The sequence below is a fragment of the Sphingomonas sp. CCH21-G11 genome (assembly GCF_001555965.1).
Taxonomy (GTDB): Bacteria; Pseudomonadota; Alphaproteobacteria; order Sphingomonadales; family Sphingomonadaceae; genus Sphingomonas.
On sequence record NZ_LSHX01000010.1, the window covers coordinates 162,857 to 175,577 of the forward strand.

The window sequence follows — 12,721 nt, forward strand, 5'->3', positions numbered from 1 at the left end:
CCTTGCGCCGGGGTCCCGCTGCTTGATCCGGCGCAAGGGAGCTTGACCCCGGGTCAAGCCCGGGGTCACGGGAAAACTTTGATGTCGGAGACGGGCTCTAGGGTCGCTGCTGCGGCGGCGGCAGCAACCGGGGCGCCTCACCTTGCCCCCCGCGTTCGACCCAAGCGATCTTCGCGTCGAGATACGCCATCAGGGCGTCAAGCTCCGCCGCCCTGCGCGCCAGCCGGGCAGCCTGAACCACATCGCTATTGCGAACCGCTTGCATTTGCAAAAGCGGATGCTACCACCCCTCTCGGAAAAGGGAGGGCCATGCGTTACCAATTCAACATCCTGCTCGCCGCCGGCACGATCCTGTGCCCGTTTTCAGCACATGCAGCTGATCGCGACGATGTGCCCGGTCTGGCTGGCGTCCCTGCCCCGGCCGTACAGTCGACCCTGCCGGCGGGCGACGACGCCGCCGACGACGAAATCGTCGTCAGCGCCGCGCGCACGCGGCTGCCCGCAAATGCGCTGCCGCTGACCGTCGACGTCATCGATCGCGAGCAACTGCGCCAGCAGGTCGCGATTGCCGGATCGACCGTCGACGCCGTCGCCAACCTGTCGCCGTCCTTCTCCCCCACCCGCCAGAAATTGTCGGGCGCGGGCGAATCGCTGCGCGGCCGCGCGCCGCTGTTCGCGATCAACGGCATTCCGCAGACGACGCCGATCCGCGACGGATCGCGCGACGGCTATACGATCGACCCGTTCTTCCTCGACCGGGTCGAGCTCATCTATGGTGCCAACGCGCTGCAGGGCATCGGCGCGACCGGCGGGGTGATCAACCAGGTCGTGGTCGAAGCGCCGAAGTCGGACGGGATCGCCGGCCGCTTGCTGCTTCAGGGCAATGCGAGCAACGGGTTCGAGGATGCGGGCTTTGGCGGCAAGGCGGCGGGACTGGTCGCGTGGCGCGGCGGCGCGTTCGACGCGACCGTCGGCGCGGCGTTCGAGCGGCGCGGCGTCTTCCTCGACGGTGACGGCGACGTGATCGGTCCTGACGGTACCCAGGGCGAAGTGCAGGACAGCGACAGCTGGTCGGTGTTTGCGCGGCTCGGCTATCAATTGAGCGACACCGCGCGAATCGAGTTGTTCGCCAACCGGTTCGCGCTGGAGGGCCGCGCCAATTATGTCGTGGTGCCGCGTTCGCCCGCCGACATCGCCGCCGGGCGGCCGACGATCGGTGTACGTGGCACGACGCCGGGCGAACCGGCCTCCAATCGGGTCGAGACGATCTCGCTGACGTTGACCGATACCGACCTGGCCGGCGGCAACCTGATCCTGCAGGGCTATTGGAACCGGTCGCGCGACATTTTCGGCGGCGGCGTTTTCGCCGATTTCCAGGATCCGCGCATCGACCCCACCCGCACGCTGTTCGAACAGTCGGTCAACCGGTCGCGCAAGATCGGCGGGCGGTTCAGTTACGAACGCGAAGTGATCGACGCGCTTTCCGCAACGGTCGGTTTCGACAGCCTGTGGGACCGCACCGGCCAGGAGCTGCTCCAGACCGGTCGCGCCTGGGTGCCTTTCACCGAATTTCGCAGCCTGGCCCCGTTCGGCCAGCTCAACCTGGGCCTGTTCGACGGCAAATTGCGGCTGGCCGGCGGCGCGCGGTGGGAGAATGTGCGGCTCGACATCCCCGATTACGAAACCCTGTTCTTCTATGGCCCGCAGCAGGTGGCGGGCGGCAGCCCGAGCTTCGACGACGTCCTGCTCAACGGCGGCGTGATCGTCGAGCCGGTAAAGGGCATTCGCGTCTATGGCAGCTATGCCGAGGGCTATACGATCGCCGACATCGGCCGCATCCTGCGCGCGGTGAACACCGCGGGTGTCGACGTCGACAATTTCCTGAATGTCAGCCCGGTGGTGTCGAACAATCGCGAGATCGGGGTTGAGGTGAAACGCGGGCCGCTCGATCTGTCGGCGACCTATTTCTGGTCGTCGAGCGACCTCGGCAGCCTGTTGGTGCGCAACGCCGGCGACATTTTCGAGGTCCAGCGCCAGCGGATCGAAATCGAGGGGCTGGAAATCAACCTGGGCGTCAGGACGCCGATCGACGGGTTGAAGCTCCAAGTGGGCTATTCGCACCTGCTCGGCAAATCGGACAGCGACAATGACGGGCGCGTCGACCTCGATCTCGACGGCGCCAACATTTCTCCCGACCGCGCGCTGTTCGCCGCCGATTATGTCAGCGGGCCACTGACCGCACGGGTGCAGGCGAACGTCTATCTCTCGCGCGACTTTGCGGGTCGCGCGGCGAACACCCGGTTCGAGGGCTATACGGTCACGGACGCCTATATCCGCTACGACACCGGACTGGGCGGAATCAGCCTGGCGGTCCAGAACCTGACCGATGAACAATATGTCAGCTATTACAGCGACACGCTGTTCCAGACGGATCGCACCCGTTTCTTTGCCGGGCGCGGGCGCAACTTCACGCTCGGCTGGGACTGGCGCTTCTGATGCGCTGGCTCGACCTGATTCACCGCTGGACCGGCGGGCTGATCGGCCTGTTGCTCGCGCTGCTCGGGCTGAGCGGGACGATCCTGTTGTGGAAGCAGCAATGGATCTCCGCGCCCGGCAGCGACGATCCCGCGCGCCAGGACGTGGCATCGCTGGCCGCGCAGCTGGATCGCCTGGCGAATGTTGCGCCGGCCGATCGCCCCGCATCGATCCTGTTCGCCAGCGACGGGTTCGGCCTCAGCCAGCTTGGCTATGGGCGCGGCCATGGGGCCTATGCGAGCCAGGGCGGCGAGATCGTCGCGCGGTGGGACAGCGTGTGGGCGCGGCCGGAATTGTGGTTGTTCGACCTGCACCATCACCTGTTGATCGGTGAAGCTGGCGAGACGATCAGCGGGATCGCCGGGCTCGTCGGGCTTGGCTTCATTGTCACCGGGGCGATCCTGTGGTGGCGGACCCGGCGGACCTTCCGCCTGCGCCTGCTGCCCCGCCGGCTGACCCGGTCAGCAATCCTGACGCATCACCGCGACCTGGGCATCCTGGTCGCGCCGTTGCTGGCGATCAGTATGACGACGGGAATGATGCTGACGCTACGCCCGGTCGCGTCGGTCATGCTCGCGCCTTTTTCGACGGCGGGCGAGCTCGACGGCATGACCAAGCCGCCGGTGATCAGGGGCAGCGCGCTTCCCGCCCGCATCGACTGGCAACGTGTGCTCGCGCGCGCGCGCCAGCGTTTTCCCGATGCCGAGGTCCGGCTGGTCCGCATGCCAAGGGAGGCCGGCGACCTGGTGCAGCTCCGCATGCGCCAGCCCGCCGAATGGCTCCCCAACGGCCGGACGATGCTGTGGTTCGACCCCGCGGATGCGCGGTTGGTCGAGGCACGCGACGCCATGACGCTGTCACCCGGTTTGCGGGCGTTCAACGCCCTGTTCCCGCTGCATGCGGCGATGGTCGGCGGCATCGCCTACCGTCTGGCGCTGACGTTGGCCGGCGTTGCGCTCACCCTGCTCGGCACGCTGGCGGTGTGGAGCTTCTGGGCGCGTGGCGGCCGCCGCGCGAAGCGGACGGCATCGCGGACACCGATCGCACCGCTCCCCGCCGAATAGGCCACGGCCGCATACCTCCGAAGCAAAACGGCCCGCGCTCCACCGGGGAGCGCGGGCCGCATGGTTGCGGCGGTTTCGCCCGATCAGGCGGCGCGGGTTCCCGACAGCGGGAAGCTGCCGAACGCGCCGGCGCCGACCGATCCGGTGATCGTGTCGCCGTCGACCGTCGCAGAGCAATCGAGCGTCATCGGCATCGGCACGACGATGTCGACTTTCCAGGTCAGGTTGTTGCCGTCGACCTTGCCGTCCTTGATCTCGGTCGTGCCCATCGCACCCGAATAGGTGCCGGTGAAGGTATCGCCCGACGATGCGACCGACAGCGTCGCCTTCTGATCCCCCATCGGGGTCTTGGCGACGGTATCCCAGTTTCCATCCACATTGGCCATGTTCGTTGCTCCTATCGCGGTCGTTTACTTGGCGGGGCGGCCGGCGGTTGCGGGCATCGCCGCCGCGGCGGCGGGCATGACCTCGACCGGAAGGCCGATCGAGTCAAGCTGGCTGCGGACCTTGCTTGCATCGCCGACCACGACCCAGACGAAGTTCTTCGGGTCGATCGCGGCGCGTGCCGCAGCGTCAAGCTGGGTCGGCTGGAGCGTGCGATATTCGGCCGCGACGGTGCTGTAATAATTGTCGGGCCGCCCGAACCGGTCGTTGGACTGCATCGCGGTCAGCACCGCGCCGCCGGTTTCGTACAGGCCGGCCAGTTCGCGGATCTCACCGTTGATCGTGCGGTCGAACTCGACCTTCGTCGTGCCCTTGTCGTTCAGGAAGCCGCCGATCACCTGTTGCAGCGATTCGATCGCGGGGCCGGTCTTGTCGGCCTGAACGGGCGCGTTGACCACATAGCTGACCGCGCGCTCGTTCAGCCCGAAGCCGCCGCGCGACCCATAGGACCAGCCCTTCGCCTCGCGCAGGTCCAGGTTGATGCGCGACAGGAACCCGGAGCCCAGGATCTCGTTCGACGTCAGCGTCGGAAGCAGATCGGATTTCGGATCGAGCGAGGTCAGCTGCGCCCCCACGATCAGCGATTGCGGCGAATTGGGTCGGTCGATCAAGACGATCTTTGGCTTTGTTTGAACCGGCTGGACGCCGAACGCCTTGACGCCGGGCGCACCGGGCGCGCTCCACCCGCCGAACTGTGCCTCGAGCGCCGCCTTGACTGCGCTCAGCGGCTGATCCGACACGATGAAGAACTTGGCCTTGTCCGGCCGGATCCAGCTGCGGTGAAACGCGACCAGGTCGTCGCGGGTCAGCTTCGCGACCGCCGCCGGGTCGCCGGAACCCGCGGCCAGCTTGGCATAGGGATGCGCGTCGCCGAACAGCAGCCGCGGGGTCACGCGCTGTGCCACGCCCTGCGGATTGTTCAACTCCGCCTGGATCCCGGCGAGCAGCTGGTTACGCACCCGATCGACTTCGGCGGGGGCGAAGGCCGGGTTCTTGACGATGTCCGCCGCCAGCGCGACCGAGCCCGCCAGGTTGGCGCTGGGGGTGTAGAGCTGGAGCGTGGTACGATCGGCCGAGCTGTCGCTGGTGATCCGCGCGCCCAGCCGCTCGCGCGCTTCGGCGAGTTGGAGCGAATTGAGCGTCGTCGTGCCCTCGTCCATCACCCCCAGCGTCAGCGATTGCGTGCCGAGCTTGCCGTCCGGGTCGGCGGCGACGCCGGCATCGAAGCTCATCGCGATCTGCGTGACCGGCACCGCGGTGCGCTGGGCATAGACCAGCTCGATACCGTTCGACAGCTTGGTCCGTTCGACCTTCGGAAAGCTCAGATCGGCGATCGAGCCGACTTCGGGCCGGGTGCCACGATCGACCTTCGCCACCGGGGCTGCCGCAGCCGCCGGGGCGGGCGCCGCCTTGGCAACGGGGGTTGCCTCAACGTAATTCTCGCGCTCGCCCGGCTCGACGGTCAGGGTGTAGGCAGGGCGCGTCAGCCATTTCTGCATGACCGCGCGCACGTCCGCCGGGGTCGCCGCCGCCAGGGCCGCCAGCTGTTTCTTGTAGAATGCCGGGTCGCCTGCGAACAATGCGCCCTGCGCCAGCGTGACCGCCTTGCCGCCAAAGCCGCCCACCGCCTCCAGGCCCGCCAGGCGTCCTGAGAGCGTGTTGGTGGCCACCCGCTGGACTTCGTCGGCGGTCGGGCCGTTGGCGACCAGATCGGCAATCACCGCGTCCATCCGCGCAATCGCCGCCGCCTTGTCGACGCCCGGACGAACGTCGATCCCGACCCCGAAACTGCCCGCGTCGGTGAGCGATTGGTTGAAGGCGAACGCGCTCACCGCAAGCTTGTCCTCACGGACCAGCGCGGTTTCGAGGCGGGAGGAGGCAAGGCCGCCGAGCACGCTGGCGGCGATGTCGAGCTGCACTGCGTCGGCGTTCTTGTAGCCCGGGACCGGCCAGAGGCGATAGATACGCGTGGTTGCCACCCGATCCTTGATCACTTCCGACTTCGCCTCGGCCAGCGTCGGGATCGTGATCTTGGGCGTCACCGTTTCGGGCCCCGACGGGATCGCGCCGAAATACTTCTCGACCAGCGGCCGTGCCTCCGCTGCGTCGATATCGCCGGCGAGCACCAGGATCGCGTTGTTCGGCCCGTAATAGCTGCGGAACCAGTTCTTCACGTCATCGAGCCGCGCCGCAGACAGGTCGGCCATCGATCCGATCACCGAATGGTGATAGGGATGCCCCGGCGGATAGATGCCTTCGCTCAGCTTGTAGCGGACCAGGCCATAGGGCTGGTTGTCGCCCTGGCGCTTTTCGTTCTGGACGACGCCACGCTGCTCGTCGAGCAGCTCCTGCGTCACCGCGCCGAGCAGATAGCCCATGCGGTCGCTTTCCAGGAACAGCGCGCGCTCCAGCGCCGGACGCGGCACGGTTTCGAAATAATTGGTGCGGTCGAACGACGTCGTGCCGTTCACGTCGGTCGCACCGATCTCGCGCAGCGGGTCGAAAAAGTCGCCGGGGACATTTTCGGTGCCGTTGAACATCAGGTGCTCGAACAGGTGGGCAAAGCCGGTGCGCCCTTCGGGCTCATGCTTCGACCCGACATCGTACCATACCGACACCGCGACGATCGGCGCCTTGCGGTCGGTGTGCACGATGACGCGCAGCCCGTTCCTGAGCGTGAATTCCTGATAGGGGATGTCGATCGCACGCGCGATTTGCGCGACCGGCGCGGGCTTCGGCGCGGCCGCAGTCTGGGCTGCCGCAGGCGCGGCGATCTGGGCAACGGTTGCAGTCGCAATCGCAATCAGGCTGGGCGTCAGAAAACGCATGCGGGTCATCCTGTCCTATGGATTGGCACTGGAGCCGGCCGGCTCCGCCTTGGTCGACAGGTGATCATTTCGCAGGAAGCTCGTCAAGACGAAGACCGTCAGATTGGTGATTTGCTTGAGCAGGGTGACCGCCACGAACAGCGCGGCGAGCGCGGCCTGGTCGACGCCGACACGCGCGGTCAGCTCGATGCCGACCGCAAGAAACAGCAGGTCGCGGTTGGGCACGATCGGCAGCTGATTGATCAGCATCTGAACCGTCAGGAACAGCAGCCAGGTCGCAAACGGAACCTGCGGCAGAACGATCGACCAGATCGCGACCTCGACCCCCTGCACCATGGCGATGCGGAGGAAATGGACCGTAAGGACGAACAACGCGGTACCGCCGCCGACCCAGAAAATCTGTCTGCGAAAGCGCAGGGCAACCGGCGCGACGAACAGGATCACCAGTCCTAGCGCGATGAAGAAGGCGCGATAATCGCCCATCGCGCGCACCAATATCCATCCGCTGCCGACCAGGCTGAACCAGCCGACCAGGATCAGCGTCACCGCCGCTGCGGCGACGCCGGAGAGCAGGGTGCTGTCCTTCACCCCGGCGAGCACCTGGCGCTCGGGCACCCCCAGATGACGGCTCGCCCACCAGAAAAACCAGATATCGCCCGAATAGCCGAACACAACCTGATTGAGCACGCGCTTGCGTAGCAGGACGGGTATTGGAACGGGGGGCGTGTCCGACCAGATGCGCGCGAAGATCAGCCGTTCGGAAATCGGCAGGATCATGAACCCCGCCCAGTAGACGAGGTAAAAGGCCGGTGCGCGCGGTAGCTCGCTCCAGACGCGCGCGATCCCGATCTCCCGAAGGCTGAAGGCGACATAGGCGAGGATCGCGACGATCCATGCACCGCGAAGCCACGGCCGCGCGCGGGCGAGATGCGGCTGCCAGTCTGCCGCCAGAGCCCGGAACCGCTCGATCACGCCTGTCTTACCCTCGCGCCAGCACCCGTCCGGCGCTGCGGGCCGGGCCGCGACTTGTCAACCATCGCATCAAGTCCTTGACCCGCGAGCCGGTTCGCGGCCAGCGCGTCGCGTGATGTCATGGACCTTCGTCATCGCCTATTTCAACGAAGCCGATTATCTCTCGGCGACGCTGCGCTCGATCGCGGCCCAGCGGGTGCGGCCGCTGCGCTTGATCCTGGTCGACAACGGCTCGACCGACGGATCGGCGGAGATTGCGCGCGCCGAAACGGCGGCGATGGCGGGGGTGCAGACGCTACACCTGCACGAGGCCAAGCCGGGCAAGATCCATGCGCTGGAGGCCGCGATGCCGCACATCGCGACCCCGCTGGTCGCGTTCGGCGACGCCGACACCTTCTATCCCCCCGACTATCTGGCGATCGCCGCGCGGCACTTTGCCGACCCGCGCGTCGCGGCGGTGATGGCGGTCGATGTGCCCGCCCCGCCCGATGGCCTGGCAGCGCGGCGCAAGCGCTTCTGGCGCGCACAGGTCGCGGCGCGGCTGTGGCCGCGCCAGACGCACACCGGCGGGTTCGGCCAGACGTTCCGCACCACGGCGCTGGTGGCGGCGGGCGGCTATGCCCATGCCCACTGGCCCTATGTCCTGATGGACCACGAAATCATGCACCGCGTGCTGGCTCAGGGCCGCGCGGTCTATCCACCCGATCTGTGGTGCATCCCCTCCCCGCGCCGCGCCGATCGTCGGCGGGTGCGCTGGACGCTGGCCGAGCGGCTGATCTACCACGCGACGCCCCATGCGTGGCAGGGCTGGTACTTCCACCGCTTCCTTGCCCCCCGGCTCGCCGCCCGGCGGGCGACCCATCTGGCGCTGCGCGAGAAAAGCTGGCTCCCGCCATCCTGAGTGGATCGCGCTTGCCTCACAGCGCGTTCTGGCGTTGAATCCCGTTTTGCCAGGAGCATGACCGTGAGCGTCGCATTTCGCCGCGAAAGCGACGAGGAACATAAGGAACCCCGTTTCGAGCTGCCTATCCCGCCCGGCCCCAACTGGGTGACGCCGCGCGGCCGTGCGCTGATCGCGGCGAGGGTCGACGCGCTCGAAGCCGAGATCGCCGGCGCGCCCGACGATGCCGCACGCGAGGTGCTGCGCCGCGACCTGCGCTACTGGCACACCCGCCGCGCCACCGCCGAGGATGCGCCGGCGCCCGATGCGGGCGAAGTCGGCATCGGCAGCCGGGTGCACATCCGTCAAGGCGCGCGTTCGCGGACGATCGAGATCGTCGGCCATGACGAGGCCGAGCCGGGCGCGGACCGCTTGTCCTTCGCCGCCCCGCTCGCCCGTGCGCTGATGGGTGCGATGGCGGGCGAGACCGTCGCGTTCAACGGCCAGCCGATCCGCGTCGACTCGGTCGAGACGCCCGCATGAGCGGCGACCGTTTCGAGCGGCACCGCCAGCCGTGGCGACAGGATGAAATCCAGAAGCTGCATACGCTGGCCAAGAAAGGCATGGCGCTGAAGGCGATTGCGAAGGCGCTGACCCGCAGCGAGGAATCGGTGAAGGACCGCGCCAAGCAGGACGGTTTGTCGATCGCCAAGTTGCGCTGAGCGCTTCCGCCACGTCGCCGCAGCGAAGGCTGGGGCCTCATGCTGGTGCTGCGCCCTTCGCGGTATCAGATGCCAGCCTAGAACGCTTGTCTCTTCACGTCCCGTTCGTTTCGAGCGAAGTCGAGAAACGTGATCCGGGCGCGACGTTTCTCGACTTCGCTCGAAACGAACGGGTAAGGCGTGTCATCCACTTTGCCGACCCACAGGACACATCTTGCCCGCCTCCCCATCCTATGACGCGATCATCCTCGGCGCGGGCGCGGCAGGAATGATGTGCGCGGCGGTGGCCGGGCAGCGGGGGCGGCGCGTGCTGCTGATCGATCATGCCGACCGGCCGGGGAAGAAGATCCTGATCTCCGGCGGCGGGCGGTGCAACTTCACCAATCTCGGCACCGCGCCCGACCGCTTCCTGTCCGCCAACCCGCATTTCGCCAAATCGGCGCTGGGGCGCTATACCGCCGCCGACTTCATCGCGCTGGTCGATTCCTACTGCATCGCGTGGCACGAAAAGACGCTGGGCCAATTGTTCTGCGACGGCTCCGCGCGCCAGATCGTCGAAATGCTGGTCGGCGAGTGCGATAAGAGCGCGGTCGAATTCGCGCTCGGCCGGCCGGTCACAGCGGTCGAGCATGACGGCATGGCGTTTCGCGTCGGGATCGACGGACGCATCGTCACTGCACCCGCGCTGGTCATCGCCACCGGTGGGCCGTCGATCCCCAAGATGGGCGCGACGGGCTTCGCCTATCAACTCGCCAAGCAGTTTGGCCTCAAGCTCATCGAGCCGCGCCCGGCACTGGTGCCGCTGACGCTGGCAGGCGACGATGCGCTGTTTCGCGAATTGTCGGGCGTCGCCGCGCCGGTCGTGGCGCGTCACGGCAAGGTCGCCTTCCGCGAAGCCGCTTTGTTCACGCATCGCGGCCTGTCCGGCCCCGCAATCCTTCAGGTGTCGAGCTACTGGGGCCATGGCGAGGCGATCGACGTGAATTTCCTTCCCGACCAGCCAAGCGGCTGGCTGCGCGCCGCCAAGCGCGCGCAACCCCGCACGACGCTGGCCCGCGCACTGGCGATCCAGCTGCCCGACCGACTGGCGACCACCCTGGCGGAGCGACTGGCCTTGGCGGGTGAGCTCGCCAACCTCGCCGACAGGCGGCTGGAGGAGGCCGAGCGCCGCCTTGCCGCCTGGCGCTTCACCCCCAACGGCACCGAAGGCTATGCCAAGGCGGAGGTCACGGCGGGCGGCATTTCGACCGCCGAACTGTCATCGCAAACAATGCAAGCCAAACGCGTTCCAAATCTGTATGTGGTCGGCGAAGCGGTCGACGTCACCGGGTGGCTCGGCGGCTATAATTTCCAATGGGCGTGGGCGAGCGGCTGGGCCGCAGGCCAGTCCCTGTAGGTTTCGCCCGATCCCGTTTCCCGCGCTGACCGCCCCGGCGGCCCCGCCACTAATTCAAGAGAGTTCATGCCCTTTTCCGCACTTCCCCCGTTGCTCGGCGACGCATTGTCCGCGCGCGGCTATGCCGCCCCCACCCCCGTTCAGGCCGCCGTGCTGGAGCCCGAGGCGCGCGGCCGCGACCTGATCGTCTCTGCCCAGACGGGTTCCGGCAAGACCGTCGCCTTCGGCCTCGCCTTTGCCGAACAATTGCTGGCCGAGGGCGAGCGGATGGGTCAGGCGCGCGAGCCTCTGGCCTTGGTGATCGCGCCGACGCGCGAACTGGCGTTACAGGTCAGCCGCGAGCTGATGTGGCTTTATGGCCCGGCCGGCGCGCGCATCGCCACCTGTGTCGGCGGCATGGACGCGTCGAAGGAGCGCCGCGCGCTCTCGCAAGGCGCGCATATCGTCGTCGGCACGCCGGGACGGTTGCGCGACCATCTCGAACGCGGCGCGCTCGAGCTTGGCAGCCTGCGCGTCGCGGTGCTCGACGAGGCCGACGAGATGCTCGACATGGGCTTTCGCGACGACCTGGAGGAAATTCTCGACGCGACGCCGGGCGAGCGCCGGACGCTGCTCTTCTCCGCCACCATGCCAAAGCCGATCGTGGCGCTGGCCAAGCGGTATCAGCGCGACGCGCTACGCATCTCGACCGTGACCGAGGAACGCGGCCATGGCGACATCGCCTATCAGGCGGTGACCGTCGCGCCGGCGGACATCGAGAATGCGGTCGTGAACCTGCTGCGCTTTCACGATGCGGAGACGGCGATGCTGTTCTGCGCGACTCGCGACAATGTCCGCCGCCTGCACGCCAGCCTGAACGAACGCGGCTTCGGCGCGGTCGCCTTGTCGGGCGAGCACAGCCAGAATGAACGCAACCAGGCTTTGCAGGCGCTGCGCGATCGTCGCGCGCGCGTTTGCGTCGCGACCGATGTCGCCGCGCGCGGCATCGACCTGCCGACACTCAGCCTGGTCATCCATGTCGAGCTGCCCCGCGATGCCGAAACCCTTCAGCATCGCTCCGGCCGCACCGGGCGCGCCGGCAAGAAGGGAACAGCGGTGCTGATCGTCCCCTATCCCCGCCGCCGCCGCGTCGACGCGATGCTGAAGGGCGCGCGGATCGCCGCCGAATGGATCAAGCCGCCGACGATCGAGGAAATCCGCGCACAGGACCGCGCCCGCCTGATCGAAACATTGCTGCAGCCGGTCGAGGTTGATGACGAGGATCGGGCGCTGGGCGCGCAACTGCTGGAAAAGATGAGCGCCGAGGACGTCGCGGCCGCGCTGGTCCGCGTCCACCGCGCGCGCCTGCCCGATCCGGAGGAGCTGATCGACGGTGCGGGTTCGAGCGGCGAGCGGCCGGAGCGTGGCGAGGGCCACCGCCCGGGATTCGAGGATACGGTCTGGTTCCACATGGACATCGGGCGGCGGCAGAATGCCGATCCACGCTGGATCCTGCCGCTGCTGTGCCGGCGCGGGCACATCACCAAGAACGAGATCGGCGCGATTCGCATCGGGCCGAATGAGACCGCGTTCGAGGTCCGGCGTGCCGCCGCCAACAAGTTTGCGGAGGCCCTTCGCCGCACCGCCGCGACCGAGAGTCCGGAGGATCACGTCCGCATCGAACCGATGCAGGGACCGCCGGGCGCACGACCGCCCCAGCGTCGCGCCGGCCCGCCCCCCGCGCGTCATGCCGCCAAACCGGCACGCCCGACGCTGCATCGCAAGGGGCCGGGCGGCGGCGGTGCGCGCCGATAGCTCGTGCAATGGCACTTTATCGGCGATGTCGCGTTGTCTCGTCGGCGGAATGATCACACGTGCCGGGGACGGCAGCTGAAACAAGG

Annotated in this window: 10 protein-coding genes; 7 read left to right on the plus strand and 3 right to left on the minus strand. The window is 67.7% G+C overall.

The features are described from left to right. The first annotated feature begins 309 nt into the window (after positions 1 to 309). Complete coding sequence (locus tag AX676_RS02320) at positions 310 to 2,496, plus strand: TonB-dependent receptor (protein WP_082731135.1); 2,187 nt, start codon at positions 310 to 312, stop codon at positions 2,494 to 2,496. After that, positions 2,496 to 3,599 carry a PepSY-associated TM helix domain-containing protein gene (locus tag AX676_RS02325; protein WP_066482674.1) on the plus strand — a complete coding sequence of 368 codons (1,104 nt, stop codon included), beginning with the start codon at positions 2,496 to 2,498 and terminating at the stop codon, positions 3,597 to 3,599. Before AX676_RS02320 ends, AX676_RS02325 begins: the two co-directional genes overlap by 1 nt. An 83-nt stretch (positions 3,600 to 3,682) precedes the next feature. On the opposite strand, the gene AX676_RS02330 is transcribed toward AX676_RS02325, so the two are convergent. The 3 genes from AX676_RS02330 to AX676_RS02340 are packed head-to-tail and all read right to left on the minus strand — an operon-like array spanning position 3,683 to position 7,843. Continuing rightward, a complete protein-coding gene (locus tag AX676_RS02330) occupies positions 3,683 to 3,985 on the minus strand; it encodes a hypothetical protein (protein ID WP_066482675.1) in 303 nt (100 codons plus the stop codon). A gap of 24 nt (positions 3,986 to 4,009) precedes the next feature. Continuing rightward, complete coding sequence (locus tag AX676_RS02335) at positions 4,010 to 6,880, minus strand: M16 family metallopeptidase (protein WP_066482676.1); 2,871 nt, start codon at positions 6,878 to 6,880, stop codon at positions 4,010 to 4,012. A gap of 6 nt (positions 6,881 to 6,886) precedes the next feature. Further along, positions 6,887 to 7,843 carry a hypothetical protein gene (locus AX676_RS02340; RefSeq protein WP_066482681.1) on the minus strand — a complete coding sequence of 319 codons (957 nt, stop codon included), beginning with the start codon at positions 7,841 to 7,843 and terminating at the stop codon, positions 6,887 to 6,889. A 115-nt stretch (positions 7,844 to 7,958) separates the two neighbouring features. On the opposite strand from AX676_RS02340, the gene AX676_RS02345 reads away from it, so the two are divergent. From AX676_RS02345 to AX676_RS02365, 5 genes are all read left to right on the plus strand, one after another. Continuing rightward, positions 7,959 to 8,744 carry a glycosyltransferase gene (locus AX676_RS02345; RefSeq protein ID WP_066482684.1) on the plus strand — a complete coding sequence of 262 codons (786 nt, stop codon included), beginning with the start codon at positions 7,959 to 7,961 and terminating at the stop codon, positions 8,742 to 8,744. Positions 8,745 to 8,807: 63 nt separating this feature from the next. After that, positions 8,808 to 9,266, plus strand: a complete 459-nt coding sequence (locus AX676_RS02350; protein ID WP_066482824.1) for a GreA/GreB family elongation factor — start codon at positions 8,808 to 8,810, stop codon at positions 9,264 to 9,266. Next, the gene (locus AX676_RS02355) at positions 9,263 to 9,445 is read left to right on the plus strand and encodes a hypothetical protein (RefSeq protein ID WP_066482685.1); all 183 of its coding nucleotides are present in this window, start codon (positions 9,263 to 9,265) and stop codon (positions 9,443 to 9,445) included. The genes AX676_RS02350 and AX676_RS02355 overlap by 4 nt, the downstream gene beginning before the upstream one ends. 268 nt (positions 9,446 to 9,713) lie before the next feature. Next, entirely contained in the window at positions 9,714 to 10,841 is a 1,128-nt protein-coding gene (locus AX676_RS02360) for an NAD(P)/FAD-dependent oxidoreductase (RefSeq protein WP_443026083.1), read from the plus strand. Positions 10,842 to 10,907: 66 nt separating this feature from the next. Next, a complete protein-coding gene (locus tag AX676_RS02365; protein WP_066482690.1) occupies positions 10,908 to 12,635 on the plus strand; it encodes a DEAD/DEAH box helicase in 1,728 nt (575 codons plus the stop codon). Positions 12,636 to 12,721: the final 86 nt, after the last annotated feature.